This window comes from Crossiella cryophila (assembly GCF_014204915.1).
Classification (GTDB): Bacteria; Actinomycetota; Actinomycetes; order Mycobacteriales; family Pseudonocardiaceae; genus Crossiella; species Crossiella cryophila.
Genome location: NZ_JACHMH010000001.1, coordinates 7,440,790 through 7,456,026, shown reverse-complemented (window position 1 = coordinate 7,456,026; position 15,237 = coordinate 7,440,790). Strand labels below are relative to the sequence as shown.

Below are 15,237 nucleotides of genomic sequence, written 5' to 3'. Positions count from 1 at the left end.
CCTCGGCGGCATGAGCGCCGACATCATCCAGCAGGCATGGGCGACCTTCAGCACCCGCGACCCGGAGCGGATCGCCGCGGTCTTCACCCCCGACGCGGAATGGCTTGCCCCGGCCGGAAACGCCACCGCCCTCGCCCTGGACATCACCAACCACATGATCGGCCGCGACCAGATCGCGCACTTCCTGGCCGTGGACTTCCCGCGCCTGTTCACCAGCGACGTCCAGGTCACCTTCCGCGGCTTCCACACCGCGGGCGAGACGGTGATCGTCGAGGAGACCATGACCGCCACCCTGGCCGACGGAACCCACTACGCCAACGACTACTGCCTGGTCTTCGAGGTCCACAATGGACTCATCCACCGGGTGCGCGAGTACCTGGACACCGCCCGCGGCGCCCGCCAGCTCCGGCAGACGGTGGCGTTACCGGAGTGACGAGGGACACCGGCGGCGCACATCACGTCCGGCACCCCTTCGTTCCTGGCTGAATACCGTGCCTGGCCAGCACTGATTCCCAATAGGGTGCGCGGATCCGGAGCGGTGGGCGCCGTGATCGCACCGGGGGGATGTGACGCCGGCGCGCACCGACGTAGAACTGAGAGCCCATGATGTCCAACACCCGCCTCGCCCTGGCCGCCCTCACCCTGGGCGGCGCCCTGCTCGCCGCGGGCTGTACCGGCGGCGATGCCCCCGCGGGCCCGGCCCCGACCCTGGGCAACTGTGACCAGCAGCAGTCCGCCCTGACCGCGGCGGAGAAGGCAGTGGCCGCGGTCGACGGCCCGGTCAAGGCCGCCGAGGCCAAGCTCGCCGAGATGGAGAAGGCCAAGGCCGACCTCGACAAGGAGATCGCCAAGGCCGACGAGCACGCCAAGGCATTGCAGGAGAAGGCAAAGAAGGGCGGCGCGGCCCAGGCCGCCGACGCCGCGGAGGCCCTCGCCAAGGCCGCCGACCTGTCGGCCAAGTCGGTCAAGTCGCTGCCGGACTCCATCGACGCCCGGCTCAAGATCGTCCAGGAGAAGCGCAAGATCGAGGGTCCGCTCAAGGCCCTCGAGGAGGCCAAACAGAAGCTGGCCGACTGCCGCAAATGATGTGCACATCACCTCCACAACACCTGCACAACCGCGAAAAATGGTGCCTGGCCCGCGCCACCCCCGGTTAGGGTGCGCAGGTCAGGGGAGGTCGGCGCGCGATTGACCCTGGGGGAGTAGTTCCGGCGCGCACCACAGCAGAAACAGAGTGAACATGATGTCTTCCACCCGTCTTGCCCTGCTCGCGCTCACCCTGGGTGGCGCGTTGCTCGCCGCCGGTTGCACCGGCGGTGCGGCCGGGGGCGCGGCCAACTGCGATCAGCAGCAGACCGCCGTCACCGCCGCGGAGAAGGCGCAGACCGAGGCCGAGGCCCCGGCCAAGACCGCGGAGGGCAAGCTCGCCGAGGTCAACAAGGCCAAGGACACCGCCAACGCCGAGGCCGACAAGGCCAGCGCCAAGGCCAAGGAACTGCACGAGAAGGCGGCCAAGGGCGGTGCGGCGCAGGCCGCCGACTCCGCCGAGGCCGCGGCCAAGTCGGCCGACCTGATGGCCAAGGCCACCGGGCTGATCGTGGAGGCCATGGAGGCCCGCGAGAAGGCCGAGGCGGCCCGCACCAAGGCCAACGAGAGTGCCAAGGCGCTCACCGAGGCCAAGCAGAAGCTGACCGACTGCCGCAAGTGATCCACACCCGGTCCGCCACCACCCCCGAACCGGGTGGTGGCGGACCGGGCGGCTAGCGTGGACCGCGTGACCCTGTACGACATCCCGCTGCAGACCCTCACCGGCGAGCCCACCACCCTTGGCGAGCTGAGCGGCAAGGCCGTGCTGATCGTCAACGTCGCCTCCAAGTGCGGCCTGACTAACCAGTACCTGGGCCTGGAGGCCATCCACGAGCGCTACGCCGAACGCGGGTTCGCCGTGGTCGGCTTCCCGTGCAACCAGTTCGGCGGCCAGGAGCCGGGCAGCGCGGAGGAGATCCAGACCTTCTGCTCGACCAGCTACGGGGTCACCTTCCCGATGATGGCCAAGGTCGAGGTCAACGGGCCGGGCCGACACCCGCTCTACACCGAACTGGTCACCACCGCCGACGCCGCAGGCGAGGCCGGCGACATCCAGTGGAACTTCGAGAAGTTCCTGCTCGACCCCGCAGGCAAGGCGGTCGCACGCTTCCGCCCAACCACCACCCCGGAAGACGCCGCCGTGATCGCCGCCATCGAAGCCGCACTCCCCGCCTAACACCGTGTTGGCCGTTCTCGTACGGCGTGTTGGCCGTTCCGGACGGTGTGTTGGCCGAACTGGACGGTGTGTTGGCCGTTGTGGTCGGTGTGTTGGCCGGATGGCGTACCAGTTCAGCCAAGACTGTGTACGACAACGGCCAACACTGCGTACGAGAACGGCCAACACGCCGGGGGGTTATGGGTATTCGTTTAGGTAGCGGACTTGGGTGGTGGTGTTGGCTGGGCCGCCGACGTTGTTGATGATGTTGCTGATCGTGCCTACCCCGCCCAGGGACACCGCGGCCAGGTTGTGCATGCGCACGCCCGGTTTTCGCGGTACCTCGAAGGAGTTCGCGGTGACCACACTCGGGTTGACGTTGTTGAAGCAGTAGCTGCCCAGGCCCCAGCCCTCGTGCCGGTTCACCGAATCGGCCACCTTGTACGCCGCCCAGCCCTGGGTCCCGCCGTTCATCCAGGACGCCTGGTCCGGCGGATCGTAGGGCAGTTCGTTCTGGAACATGTAGGTGCGGCCGTTCTCGCCGTTCCACAGCACGTTGTACTGCTGGTAGTGCTCGGCGAAGAGGCCATAGGCGGTGACGTCGGCGCCGTTGACCACCACCCCGTTCGCGCCGGTGTTCACCGTCCAGCCCACGCCGTCGCCGTGATCACCGCGCCAGGCCCAGACGTGGTCGATGATCGTGTCGTGGCTGTTGACCCGCAGGCTCACCGTCGCCTTCCCCGGTCCCGCGCCACCCACCCGCAGGAACAGGTCGTGCACGGACACCGGATTGGCCGCGTGGTCCCGGCTGGACCCCGCCTCACCGAGTTCGACCAGCACCGGCGAGTTCACCGGGCCCGCGTCCACCAGCAGCCCCGCCAGCTTCACACCGTCCACATCGGACACCGCGATGGCCGCCTTGCCGGTGGTGGGGATGACGGTGGCCAGTCCCAGCCCGAGCAGCACGGTGTTGGGGCGGGTGACCCGGATGGTGTCGTCGATCCGGTGCACGCCGGGGGTGAACAGCAGGTGCCTGCCCTGGCTGAGCGCGGCGTTGATGGTGGCCGCCGGGGTGCCCGGCTTGACCAGGTAGAACTGGCTCAGCGAGATCGAGGATCCGGCGGTGGTGCCACTGGCCCAGCTGGTGCCGGAAGCGTTGTGCCGCAAGGAAGGCACGAACACGCCGTAGTTGCCCGCGGCGTCCACGTGCAGGAACGGCTTCTCCCGGATCACCGGGGTGGTGGGCAGCACGGTGTGCGAGGGGTTGGGGAAGTTCGGCGGTGGCGTGCCGGTGGAACCGACGAAGACCATGTTCCACACCGACCCGGCCCAGCCGTCCACGAGTTGGGTGTTGCGGGTCATGAACTGTTGCTGGGACCCGGAGACCACCACGCCGTCGATCTTGCTGTCCGAGATCCAGCCGCCGCTGGCCCAGCCGTCGTGCCCGTTCCACAGGTGCAGCTGTCCGCGCACGTGCATCCGCCGGTATGGCGCGGCCTGTGCCACCGCCCAGCGCTCGATGGTGTTTGGCGGCAACGTCACCGACATGTTCTCCGCGGACCGCCAGAAGTTCTGGGTGGCGTTGCCCAGGTTGTTCGGGTCCTCGCCCTGCTGCAACCAGTCCGCCTCCACCCGCACGTGCCCGTTGATGTTCACGTCGTCGGGGTGCAGGCCGAGTCCGGCCACCTGGGTGTAGAAGCGGAGATCCACATCGGCGTTGTAGTTGCCCGGCTTGAACAACACCGCGTGCCGCTGCGGCCCGAACTGGTTGGTCCGCTGTTCCCTGGCGATGGCGTTCAACCGGTTCTGGGTGTCCACAGTGGACGATCGTGGGTCGACGACGAGCACGTTCGGACCGAAGTCCGGGTTGCGCGGATCGGTCGGCGGCAGCACCGGGTCACTGCCGTCGGTGACCGCGTACGCGCCGACCTCCCACAGCGAATAGCCGTACCCGGTGGCCCGCTGGGTGCCGTGCACCCGCAGGTACCGCCCGGTCCCGGCCACGTCGAGCTGCTGCACGCCGCCCGCGCTGTCGGTGGCGGTGTGCAAGTCGCGCCAGTCGGCCGCGTCGTCGGAGACCTGGACCTGGAATGCCTTGGCATGCGCGGTTTCCCAGTTCAGCGTGACCCGGCAGAGCTGTTTCGGGCCGCCCAGGTCGATCCGCAGCCACTGCGGATCGCTGAACGCGCTGGACCAGCGGGTGCCGGGATCGCCGTCCACCGCCGCGGCCGGCAGGGTGCCGCCGTTCTCGGTGGAGGAGCTGCTCGCCGGGCGGTTGAGCGCGAGGTTCTCGGTGCCGCAGGCGGCCGCGCTGGCGGCCGGGGCGGCGATCGGACTGAGCAGGGGGGCCAGGCCGAGGGCCGCGGCGAGCACGGCGATTCGGCGCAGCCGGAGAGCTGACGCAGGGCTCATCGATCCACCTGAGGTCGGGGGACGCAGACGGTGAGAGAGCGCTCTCTTCGAGCGTAAAGCGCAAGTTTCCGGCAAGTCAACGCCAGTGACCCGGCTGCCCGAGAGCGCTCTCCAGCAACTTGTGCCTGTACCTACTAGTATGTATGGTCAGTGGGTGGACACCAGGGAGAAGCTCATCGAGAGCACGCGCGAGCTGCTGTGGGAGCGCGGGTACGTCGGCACCAGCCCGAAGGCCATCCAGGAGCGCTCCGGCGCCGGCCAGGGCAGCATGTACCACCACTTCTCCGGCAAACCCGAGCTGGCCCTGGCCGCGATCACCCGCAGCGCCGAGGATATGCGCGAGCGTGCCAACGCCGAGTTCACCGCGCGCGGCACCGTGCTCGCCCGCATCACCGCGTACCTGCGCCGCGAACGCGAGGTGCTCAAGGGCTGCCCGGTCGGCCGCCTCACCCAGGACCCGGAGGTGATGGCCGACCCGGCCCTGCGCCGCCCGGTGGAGGAGACGTTCGCCTGGGTCACCACCCGCCTGTCCAGCCTGCTCGCCGAGGGCGTGCGGACCGGCGAACTCACCATCCCGGACCCGGCCGCCACCGCCACCGCGCTGGTCGCCGTGGTGCAGGGCGGTTATGTGCTGGCCCGCGCCGAGGGCTCCGCGCAGGTGCACGCCCGCGCCATGGACGGCATCCTCGCCCTGCTCGCCGCCGCCAAGAACCCGGCGGCGGCCACCACCGACCCGGAAGGAAAGTCCTGACATGCCCTTCGTTCGCATCGACGCCCTGCACGCCGACCAGTCCCGCCTGGAAGCCCTCGGCAACGCCGTGCAGGACGCCCTGGTCGAGACCATCGGTGTCCCACCGGATGACCGGTTCCAGGTGCTGGTGAGCCACGACGGGGTCAGCAGCACGCTGCGGTACGACAATTTCCTTGGTATGCAGAAGGATGACGGGATCGTGTTCATCGCCATCACGTTGCGGGCGGGGCGGTCGGCGGAGTTGAAGCAGGCGCTGTACCGGCGGATCGCCGAGCTGGCCCAGGAGTACGCGGGCACGGAACCGCGGAACGTGCTGGTGAACCTGACCGAGAACGAGCTGCTGGACTGGTCCTTCGGCAACGGGGTGGCGCAGTACGCCGCCGGCATTGACAGGTAGCCCGGGGGCTCCCGGATGCTGGGAGCCCTTGCCCAATCCGTGACCAGGCCGGATCATCAGGGCATGGCAGTCGAGCGGAACGCGGGCGCGCCCTGTGCGTGGTCCCGCTGGTGTGGCGTCCGGACCGCCGCGCTGCTGGTTCGCCGTGGCCGGCTGGGATCGCCGCCCGCGTAACGCGTCAGTTCGCGTCCGCAGCCGCTCGATCCCAAGGACTCTGTCATGACCACGCATGTGCCGATGTTGCGCGCCGCCAGCACCCCCGCCGACGGCATCCTCGAAGGCCCCCGGCAACTCCGCCGTCTGCCCGACGGCGTCGAGGAACGACCCTACGAACTCTTCGCCCTGCGGCCGCTGGGCCGGGTGATCGGCGCCGAGATCCAGGGCGTTGACCTGGCTGTGCCGTTGACTCCGGCGTTGCGGGAGGAACTGAACCGGGCGTTGCTGGAGTGGAAGGTGCTGTTCTTCCGCGAGCAGCGGATCACCCCTGGGCAGCAGCGGGACTTCGCCGCGCACTGGGGTGAGCTGGAGACCAACCCGTTCATCCCGCAGGGCGACACCGCCGAGGTGACCCGGTTCGCGCGCGGCGCCGGCATGCCGGGGCTGGAGAACATCTGGCACACCGACGTCACCTTCCGGCCGAATCCGGCGCTGGGCTCGGTATTGCGGCTGATCACCGTGCCGCCGATCGGCGGGGACACGATGTGGGCGGACATGGCCGCCGCCTACGACAACCTGCCGGTGGCGGTCCAGGAACGGATCGAGGGACTGCGGGCCGAGCACGACTACCTGCCCGGCTTCGCCCGCTTCACCGACCCCGAACTCCTTGCCCGCCACCAGGAGCAGTTCCCGCCGGTGACGCACCCCGTGGTCCGCAGGCACCCGGAAACGGGCCGCCGCACGCTGTTCGTCAACCAGGCGTTCACCACCCACATCGTCGGTCTGCCCCGCCAGGAGAGCGACCGCCTGCTGCGTTACCTGTTCACCCAGGCGCACGTGCCCGAGTGCCAGGTCCGCTTCCGCTGGCAGCCGGATTCGGTGGCGTTCTGGGACAACCGGGCCACCCAGCACTACGCGGTCAACGACTACCACCCGCACGCCAGGGTGGCCGAGCGGGTGGCCATCGCGGGGGACCGCCCGGTGTAGCGTCCCCGGCATGGGGGATGAGCGGTGGCGGCCGGGGCAGGTTGTCCTTGACCTGTATGAGGTTCTGTCGGTGATCCGGACCGGCGGCATGGGCCTGGTGTACCGGGTTCGGCACCTCGGCTGGCAGATCGATCTGGCGGTGAAGGCGCCGCGGCGGGAGTTGCTGGCCGCGGCGTCGGGGGTGCGCGGGTTCGAGGCGGAGGCCGAGTCCTGGGTGGGGCTCGGCGCGCATCCGAACACCGTTGGCTGTGTGTACGTGCGGCGGCTGGGCGGGGTGCCCAGGGTGTTCGCGGAGTGGGTGGACGGCGGCGATCTGGCCACCGCGGTGCGGAATCGGGTGATCTACCGGGACGGGCTGGGGCGGTTGCTGGACGTCGCGATCCAGGCGGCCTGGGGGTTGGCGCACGCGCACGAGTCCGGGCTGGTGCATCAGGATGTCAAGCCCGCCAACGTGTTGCTGGGACTGGACGGCACGGTCAAGGTCACGGATTTCGGGTTGGCCAAGGCCAGGGCGGCGGCGGGGGAGGGGGCCGCGACCGGCGGGAGTGGGCTGGTGAGTTGCGGTGGGTTGACGCCCGCCTACTGCTCGCCGGAGCAGGCGCGGGCGGCGGCGGGTGCGGAGCTGCGCCTGACCGGGGCGACGGATGTGTGGTCCTGGGCGGTGACCGTGCTGGAACTGTTCACCGGTCGGCCGCCGACTCGCTTCGGGCAGGCGGCGGGGGAGGCGTTCGAGGCTTACCTGGCTGGTGGGGCTGGGGATTTGCCGGTCATGCCAACGGGTTTGGTGCGGTTGCTGCGGCGGTGCTTCCGGGTGGAGCCGGGCGGCCGGCCGGATCGGATGGCCGAGATCGCGGCGGAACTTGTTGGGGTGTATGGGGATGAGGTCGGGGTCTATCCGCGGGTGACGCCGAGCGCGGCGACCCTGCTGGCCGATGGGTTGTCCAATCAGGCACTGTCCATGGTGGACCTTGGGCGGGGTGAGCGGGCGGAAGGGTTGTGGGAGCAGGCTTTGCGGGCTGATCCGCGGCATCCGCACGCGGTGTACAACCGGGGGTTGTACCGGTGGCGGGCGGGGCGGGTGACCGATGACGGGGTGCTGGCTGAGGTGGCGGCCAGTGACCGGGCGGGGCGGGAGTACTTGCTGGGGCTGGTGCATCTGGAGCGGGGGGATGCCGGGCGGGCGCGGGAGCTGTTGGGGGAGGCGGTGCGGCGGGAGCCGGGGGCGGCTGAGGTGGTGGCCGCGCTGGGGCGGGCCGGGGAGTTGGCTGCGCCAGGAGAGCCGCTGATACTGGGTGGGCAGGACGATGACGTCAGTGCCGTCGCGTTGAGCGCCGACGGGCTGGTGCTGGCTTCCGGTGGGCGGGAATGGAATCAGGTATCGGTGGCCGACGGTGGTTCGGTGCGGGTGTGGGACGCGCGCACCGGTGCGGTGCGGCATCGGCTGGCCGGGCTCGCGCGGGGTGTCGCGTCGATCGGGTTGAGCGCGGACGGTGCGGTGCTGGCTGCCGGTGGTGTTGACGGGTCGGTGCTGGTCTGGGACCTGCGGGGGCAGTCCTGGCGGTGGGTGGCGCATTCCGGGCGGGTGAGTGGGATCGCGGTGAGTCCGGATGGCCTGCGGGTGGTCACCACGGGCATGGACGGTGCGGTGCTGCTGTGGTCCGCGGCGGGGGAACTGCTGCACGTGCTGGAGCAGGCCAGTCCGGGCGAGCACCACGGCGTGGCGGTGGTGATCAGCCTGGACGGGCTGGTGGTGCGGTGGCATCAGCGGACCCGGCGGATCCGGTTGTGGGAGTTGGACAGCGGGCTGTTGACCCGGTCGTTCGGGGTGGGCGGCGGGCAGGTGTCCTTCAGCGTGGACGGGCGGATCGCGCTGGTGGCCGGGGCCGGTGAGGTGTCGGTGTGGCGGACGGGCAATGGGGAGCGGGTGCGCACGCTGGTTCGGGGGGACGGGTGGGCCGGGACGGCCGCGGTCAGCGCGGACGGGGCGCGGGCGGTGGTGACGGACTCCGTCGGGTTGCGGGTGTTCGACCTGGTGGCTGGACGCTGTGTGCGGACCTGGGGCGATGCGGGGTGGACCTCGGCGCTGGCGCTGAGCGCGGACGGGCGGGTGGCCTACTCCGGGGGTAACGGGCGGCTGGTGCGGCGGTGGGAACTGCCGCCGGGTGGACCGTTGGCGCCGTGGAGTTATCCGCGGCCGTTGCCCGCGGTGGCGTTGACCGATGGGGCGGACGCGGTCGCCTCGGCGGTGGCGCTGGCGGATCGACTGGTGGCGGAACAGCGGTGGGCGGCGGCGGCCGTGGAGTTGCGGGCGGCGCTGGATGTGCCTGGCTACCAACGGAATCCGGAGTTGTTGACGCGGTGGGCGCGGCTGGGTCGGCAGGGGCGGGCCAGTGGGTTGCTGGGGGCGCGGCAGGTGCGGGAGTTCGCGGGGGAACGGAGTGTGTTGCGGGCCGATGGGGGGCTGGTGGTGTTCGTCGACTCGCTCGCGGTCGAGGTGTGGGAGCCGGCTGGTGGGGAGCGGGTGCACCGGCTGGCGGGGCATGGGGAGACGGTGACGGGGCTGGCGCTGGATCCGGCCGGACGGTTGGCGGTCACCGGGTCCGGGGACGGGAAGGTCCGGGTGTGGGATCTCGTTACCGGGGAACGGATCCGGGAGTTCAGCGGGCATCGGGGTGGGGTGCGCGCGGTGGCGGTTGACGCGGACGGGCGGGTGGTGTCGGCTGGGCAGGATCGGACCCTGCGGGTGTGGGAACCGGGGCGGTGGCGGCGCGGGCGGGTGCTGGGGCGGCCGTCCCAGCAGATCCTGCGGGTGAGCTTCGGTCCGGACGGTCGTCGGGTCTTCGCCCAGGACGATGCGGGGATGCTGTGGGTCTGGGACCCGGCAGCGCGGCGGCTGGTGAAGGTGGTCGGGGGTGCGATCGGGCGGAGCAGTGCGTTCGCGGTGAGCGGGGATGGGCGGATCGGGTTGGTGAGCGGGCCCACCCGGACCGCGTTCGTGTGGGAGCCGCCGACCGGGGAGTACCTGGGGATGCTGGCGGCGCACAACGCGCGGGTGAGCGCGTTGGCGATCAGTGCGGACGGGCTGACCGGGTACTCCGGGGCCGAGGACGGGTCGCTGTGGGTGTGGGAGGTGGGCGCACAGCGGGGGATCCGGTCCCTGGAGGGGCACACGGGGGCGATCACCGCATTGGCCGCGCACGGGCGATTCCTGTTCTCCGCCTCGGCCGATCACAGTGTGCGGGTGTGGGATCCGGCGACGGGGCGCTGCCTGTGGGTGCTGGCGGGGCATCCCGAACCGGTGGCATCGGTGCAGGTGAGCGCGGACGGGCGGACCGTGATCGTCTCGGGTGGGCGCAAAACGCTGCGGGTGTGGGAGCTGGACTGGGATTATGACTTCGCCGCCGCCGGGGGCTGAGCGAAGGGACTGCCTGTGCTGCTGGTCTGTTTCGGCTGGGGCTGCCAGCGGATGATCTCGGTGTCCAAGGCGCCCGGCGGCAACCCGGTGGCCCGCGCCGACCCCGAGCACTTCGCGATCAGCTTCCGGATCTGCCAGGACTGCCATCAGAACTACTGCGATCGCTGCCTGGCCGGGCGGGGCGGGCTGTTACGCGGACCGCGCTGTGCCGAGTGCGGGGGCAAGCTCGCCGACGGCGCGCGGCGGCCGGAGGTCTGGAGCAGGCCCAAGGCCGCCGTGGCCGAACTGCACGAACAGGGTCTGGCGCTGGTCGAGGCTGGGCAGTACGCCGAGGCGCTGGCCGTGTTCGACCAGGTGCTCGGACAGCATTCCGGTCACCCCGGCGCGCGACACCAGCGCGGGCTCATGTTGCGGGAGCTGGGGCGGTACGGCGACGCGGTGGCCGCGCTGGAGCAGGCGGTCCGGCTCGACCCGCACAACGCGCGGGCACTGCACGACCAGGGCGGGGTGTACCGGCTGTCCAACCAGCCCGAACGGGCCGTGCGTAGTTACGATCGCGCGCTGCGGGTCCAGCCGCGTTTCCTGGGCGCACTGATCGACAAGGCGGGCACGCTGATCGATCTGGACCAGGCCGAGACCGCGCTGGCCTGCGCCGAAGGGGCCATCCGGCTGGACGCGGCCGGGCAGGCCGCCGGCCGCACCGAGCACCTGCGCGCGCAGGCCCACGGCGTGCTCGGCGCGGCACTGATCCGGCTCGGGCGGCACGCCGAGGCGCTGGCCGCGATCGAGATCGCGCTCAGCGACGGGCCGGATGTGCCGGAGAACTACTACAACCGGGCGCACGCGCTCAAGGAACTGGGGCGCGCCGAGGAGGCCGCCTTGGCCTACCGGGTGTACGAGGACGTCCGGGACCGCGGCTGACATGCGCAGCACCGTCACCCTCTCCGCGGACGACCTGGTGCGGGACAAGGTCTTCCGCGAACCAGCCAGCTGCGTCATCGGCCGTTCGCTTGACTGCGACCTGCGCCTGGGCAACGGCGACAAGCGGGTCTCCCGCAGGCACTGCGTGCTGGAGATCGACCCGCCAGAGGCGCGACTGCGGGATCTGGGCAGCCGCAACGGAACCAGGGTCAACGGCGAGCCGGTCACCGGGGAGGTGCGGCTGCTGCACGGCGATGAGATCAGCGTCGGCGCCACCGTGCTGCGGTTCTCGGTCGGGCTCAGCGGCTACGAGCTGGTACGCAAGCTCGGTCAGGGCAGCCAGGGCGTGGTGCACCTGGCCAGGGACCTGGCCGACGGCGACCTGGTCGCGATCAAGACCCTGTGGGGCGAGGACGCGGTGGATCCCAAGGCGCGCAACGCCTTCCTGCGCGAGATCGAGAACACCCGGGCGCTGGACCACCCCAACGTGCTGGAGTTCCGCGGCGCCGGTGCGGGCGGTTCGGCCTTCGTGCTGGCCACCGGCTACTGCGCGGGCGGCAGTGTGGCCGACCTGGTGGCCCGGCGCGGCCCGCTCCCGGTCGCGGAGGCCGTCTCGATCACCCTGCAGGTGCTGGAGGCGCTGACCTATGCCCATCAGGCGCCCATCCCGTGGGTCGGGCTCGCCGACGGGGGCAGTGCGCCGGGGGTGGGGCTGGTGCACCGGGATGTCAAGCCGCACAACATCTTCCTCACCGGACCGGACGACGACCCGATCGCCAAACTCGCCGATTTCGGCCTGGCCAAAGCCTTTGACCGGGCCGGGCTGTCCGGTCACACCCGTACCGGCGCCCTCGGTGGCAGTGTCGCGTTCCTGCCCCGCCCGCAGATCGTCGACTACAAGTACGCCAAACCCGAGGTCGACGTGTGGGCCGCCGCGGCCTCCCTGTACTGGATGCTGACCGGCGCCTCCCCGCGCACCTTCCCACCGGGGGAGGACCCGGTGCTGGTGGTGCTGACCGATCCGGTGGTGCCCATCCGCGAGCGGGACGCCACCATCCCGGCGGCGCTGGCGGCGGTGATCGACGCGGCCCTGGTGGACACGCCGCGGATCGCGGTGACCAGGGCCGAGGACCTCGCCGCCGCGCTGTGGGCGCTCTGAGGCTCACCGGCCGGGGGTGACCGCCAGCAGGATCTCCGGGCCACACCGATCCACCCGCCGGGCACCCAGGAGCACCCCGGACTCGGCCGCCACCGCCGCCCACCCCAGTCCCAGCGGCAGTGCCAGCCAGGCGCCCGCGGGGACCAGGAGGGCCACGGCGAGCACCGGTGCGCCCAGGGCCAGGCCGCCCAGCAGTCCGCCGTAGGCGACCAGCGCGGGCTTGACCTGGCCGCCGGGCGGGGAGGCGAACGGCTTGTCCGGGGGCGCGGGCACGAAGGGGGTGGTGGCGGCCAGGAGCGCGCACAGCCCGGCGGCGCAACCGTAGGCGGCGACCCCGGCGCCCAGCGCGGGCAGGATGGCCGTGTTGTCCGCGCGGAACAGGCCGAGGGCCACCGCGGTCACCGCCACCAGCGGCACGCCGACCATGGCGTTGGCCGCCAGCCGGGCCCGCAGGTCGACCCTGGCGGGCACGGCGGCGAGCAGGTGCGTTGCGTAGGCGGGCCCGTCGTAACCGAAGGTGCTGACCAGGCTCAGTGCCGCCGCGCTGCCCGCGATCGCGGTGATCAGCTCGACCGGGGCGGACCGCCAGGCGAAGGCCAGGGCGAACGGCAGGACCAGGCTGCTGATCAGCGCGAAGCGGAACCTGTTGTCGCGCAACCACATCCGCAGCAGCCTGGCCAGTACGGCGCCGCCAGGGCCACTCGGGATCAGCCAGCGTGGGATCAGCTCACCCGGCACGGCCCGGAGCCTGGACGGATCCGAGGCGCGGGCCGCGGTCATGGTGGAGGTCAGCAGCCGCCCCCAGCACCAGGCCAGCAGCAGCACGGTGCCCAGGCCGACGCCCAGTTTCGCCAGTGCCGCGAGGACTTCGCCGTTGGCCGCCGCCTGCCAGGCGGAGTACGGGGCCGCGAGGGGGGTCCAGGCCAGCACCTGGGCGCCGGGCAGCCAGCCCGCCCAGGTACCGGTGAACAGCCTGCCGGACAGGGTGGTCCAGGCCAGCCAGGCGCCGACGCCGAGCAGGAACACCACCGCGGTGGCCAGGTCGCGGGCCCGGCGGTTGCCGAGCAGGCGGGCGAAGGCGGCGCTGAGCACCCGGCTGCCGATCAGGCAGACGGCCAGGCCGAGCAGCAAGCCGAGCACCGCCACCAGTGCCGGGAAGCTCCCGTGCGCGCCTGCCGCGACGATCGTGCCGCTGGTGGCCACCAGCGTGGCCAGCGCGGGCACGCTGACCAGCGCGGCGATCAGGAAGCCGGTGGTCAGCTGGCGGCGGGTCAGCGGCAGCAGGGCGAACCTGGCCGGTTGCAGGGTGTCGTCGGTGCCGTGGAGCAGCGGACCGAGCAGCCACAGCGCGGTGATCACGGTCCCGATCAGCGCGGTGCGCGACAGCGCGTCCTCGGCGGTCCCGTCACCCGCGTTGGCGAGCAGCACAAACCCTTGTCCGCCAAGGAAAAGGCCGAAGACCACGCCGAGGACCAGCGCGAGGACCCGTCCGCCGGAGCCCGCGGCGCAGGTGTTGCGCAGCACCCGCCACCTCAGCGCGAGGAATCGCCAAGCCACGACAGCGCCTCCGTTCCACCCCGGGGGCCGCCGACCAGGTTGACGAACACCTCGTGCAGCGGCCGTCCGCCGCGGACCTGGTCCAGGGTGCCGTTGGCCAGCACCCGGCCGCGGCCGATGATGGTGACCCGGTCGCAGAGCTGCTCGGCGACCTCCATCACGTGGGTGGAGAAGATCACCGTGCCGCCGCCGTCGAGGTAGCGGCGCAGCAGTTCGCGGATGGTCCCGGCGGAGACCGGGTCGACCGCCTCGAAGGGTTCGTCCAGCACGAGCAGGGTCGGGGTGTGCAGCAGCGCGCAGGCCAGGCCGATCTTCTTCTTCATGCCGGTGGAGTAGTCCACGACCAGCTTGCGCCCGGCCTCGCCAAGGCCGAGCACCTCGATCAACTGGGCGGAGCGGGCCCGGACCAGGTCCGGGGCCAGGCCGCGCAACACACCGTTGTAGGTCAACAGTTCCGGCCCGGTGAGCCGGTCGAACAGGTGGGTGGACTCGGGCAGCATGCCGATCCGCCGCTTCGCCGCCACCGGGTCCCGCCAGACGTCCACCCCGCCGACGGTGGCGGTGCCCGCGCTCGGCCGCAGCAGGCCGACGGCCATGGACAGGGTGGTGGTCTTGCCCGCGCCGTTGGGACCGACCAGGCCGTGGAAGGTGCCGGTGGCCACGGCCAGGTCGATCCCGGCCACCGCGACCGAGTCGCCGAACTGCTTGACCAGTCCGCGCAGGGCCAGGGCGGGTGGGTTGTCGTACCTCATGGTTTCCATGGGTAGCCGACGGCGGATCCGGCGGAGGGCTCGTGGCGGCCCGGCGAGGCGAAGTGGTGTGAAAAAACTCGGCGGCCGACCCCGTGGGGGGACAACTAGGGTGGCCGGGTGCCGCTTGTGGAAGTCACTTACGCGCCGGAGATCGGCGAACCGGTGTTGCGTGAACTCGGCTCGGTGCTGCCGCACCTGGTGTCGCTGGCCGTGGCCTGCCCGGAGGAGCCCTACGACGGGGATCTGCAGCCGGGGGATGTGGACATCCGGTTCCGGGCCTTCGGACCCCTCGACCGCGGTGGGCTGGACGTGGTGATCGAGGTGCGGTCCAAGTGGTTCGAGAGCCGGGCCGCCGATCGCCAGGACCGGGTGGACCGGCTGCACGCCGACCTCGCGGCGGCCACCGGACTTGAGGACTTCGGGGTGTACCTGTCGCTGCCGGTGGCGGCCTGGGCGCAGGGTGACTGAGCAGTACGGAATGTAACGAA

General features: G+C 71.4%; 14 protein-coding genes. 11 read left to right on the top strand and 3 right to left on the bottom strand.

Annotation, left to right across the window (positions count from 1 at the left end; genetic code table 11):
• Positions 1-10: 10 nt before the first annotated feature.
• The 4 genes from HNR67_RS31950 to HNR67_RS31935 all read left to right on the top strand — a co-directional run bounded on the left by HNR67_RS31950 (position 11) and on the right by HNR67_RS31935 (position 2,263).
• Positions 11-433: a nuclear transport factor 2 family protein gene (locus HNR67_RS31950; protein ID WP_185005877.1), complete on the top strand. Its 423-nt coding sequence runs from the start codon at positions 11-13 to the stop codon at positions 431-433.
• Positions 434-603: 170 nt separating this feature from the next.
• Complete coding sequence (locus HNR67_RS31945; RefSeq protein ID WP_185005876.1) at positions 604-1,086, top strand: hypothetical protein; 483 nt, start codon at positions 604-606, stop codon at positions 1,084-1,086.
• Positions 1,087-1,243: 157 nt separating this feature from the next.
• Positions 1,244-1,708 (top strand): hypothetical protein, encoded by a 465-nt coding sequence (locus HNR67_RS31940; RefSeq protein WP_185005875.1) that lies wholly within the window; start codon positions 1,244-1,246, stop codon positions 1,706-1,708.
• A 66-nt stretch (positions 1,709-1,774) separates the two neighbouring features.
• Positions 1,775-2,263, top strand: a complete 489-nt coding sequence (locus HNR67_RS31935) for a glutathione peroxidase (RefSeq protein ID WP_185005874.1) — start codon at positions 1,775-1,777, stop codon at positions 2,261-2,263.
• Positions 2,264-2,440: 177 nt separating this feature from the next.
• Here the strand turns inward: HNR67_RS31935 and HNR67_RS31930 are convergent, their stop codons facing one another.
• A complete protein-coding gene (locus HNR67_RS31930; RefSeq protein ID WP_185005873.1) occupies positions 2,441-4,654 on the bottom strand; it encodes a discoidin domain-containing protein in 2,214 nt (737 codons plus the stop codon).
• A 154-nt stretch (positions 4,655-4,808) separates the two neighbouring features.
• Between HNR67_RS31930 and HNR67_RS31925 the strand changes: the two genes are divergently transcribed.
• The 6 genes from HNR67_RS31925 to HNR67_RS31900 all read left to right on the top strand — a co-directional run bounded on the left by HNR67_RS31925 (position 4,809) and on the right by HNR67_RS31900 (position 12,440).
• Positions 4,809-5,405, top strand: coding sequence for a TetR/AcrR family transcriptional regulator (locus HNR67_RS31925; RefSeq protein ID WP_185005872.1), 597 nt, complete (start codon positions 4,809-4,811; stop codon positions 5,403-5,405).
• A gap of 1 nt (position 5,406) precedes the next feature.
• The gene (locus HNR67_RS31920; protein ID WP_185005871.1) at positions 5,407-5,802 is read left to right on the top strand and encodes a tautomerase family protein; all 396 of its coding nucleotides are present in this window, start codon (positions 5,407-5,409) and stop codon (positions 5,800-5,802) included.
• Positions 5,803-6,021: 219 nt separating this feature from the next.
• Entirely contained in the window at positions 6,022-6,945 is a 924-nt protein-coding gene (locus HNR67_RS31915; protein ID WP_185005870.1) for a TauD/TfdA dioxygenase family protein, read from the top strand.
• A 10-nt stretch (positions 6,946-6,955) separates the two neighbouring features.
• The gene (locus HNR67_RS45940; protein WP_185005869.1) at positions 6,956-10,360 is read left to right on the top strand and encodes a WD40 repeat domain-containing serine/threonine protein kinase; all 3,405 of its coding nucleotides are present in this window, start codon (positions 6,956-6,958) and stop codon (positions 10,358-10,360) included.
• A 15-nt stretch (positions 10,361-10,375) separates the two neighbouring features.
• On the top strand, positions 10,376-11,281 hold the full coding sequence (locus HNR67_RS31905) for a tetratricopeptide repeat protein (protein WP_185005868.1): 906 nt from the start codon (positions 10,376-10,378) through the stop codon (positions 11,279-11,281).
• Position 11,282: 1 nt separating this feature from the next.
• Positions 11,283-12,440, top strand: coding sequence for an FHA domain-containing serine/threonine-protein kinase (locus HNR67_RS31900; RefSeq protein WP_185005867.1), 1,158 nt, complete (start codon positions 11,283-11,285; stop codon positions 12,438-12,440).
• Positions 12,441-12,443: 3 nt separating this feature from the next.
• Here HNR67_RS31900 and HNR67_RS31895 read toward each other — a convergent pair whose 3' ends face one another.
• Together HNR67_RS31895 and HNR67_RS31890 are read right to left on the bottom strand one after the other, a co-directional pair.
• Positions 12,444-13,997 (bottom strand): hypothetical protein, encoded by a 1,554-nt coding sequence (locus tag HNR67_RS31895; protein WP_185005866.1) that lies wholly within the window; start codon positions 13,995-13,997, stop codon positions 12,444-12,446.
• Complete coding sequence (locus HNR67_RS31890) at positions 13,973-14,749, bottom strand: ABC transporter ATP-binding protein (protein WP_185005865.1); 777 nt, start codon at positions 14,747-14,749, stop codon at positions 13,973-13,975. The genes HNR67_RS31895 and HNR67_RS31890 overlap by 25 nt, the downstream gene beginning before the upstream one ends.
• Positions 14,750-14,866: 117 nt before the next feature.
• On the opposite strand from HNR67_RS31890, the gene HNR67_RS31885 reads away from it, so the two are divergent.
• Positions 14,867-15,217, top strand: coding sequence for a hypothetical protein (locus tag HNR67_RS31885; protein WP_185005864.1), 351 nt, complete (start codon positions 14,867-14,869; stop codon positions 15,215-15,217).
• Positions 15,218-15,237: the final 20 nt, after the last annotated feature.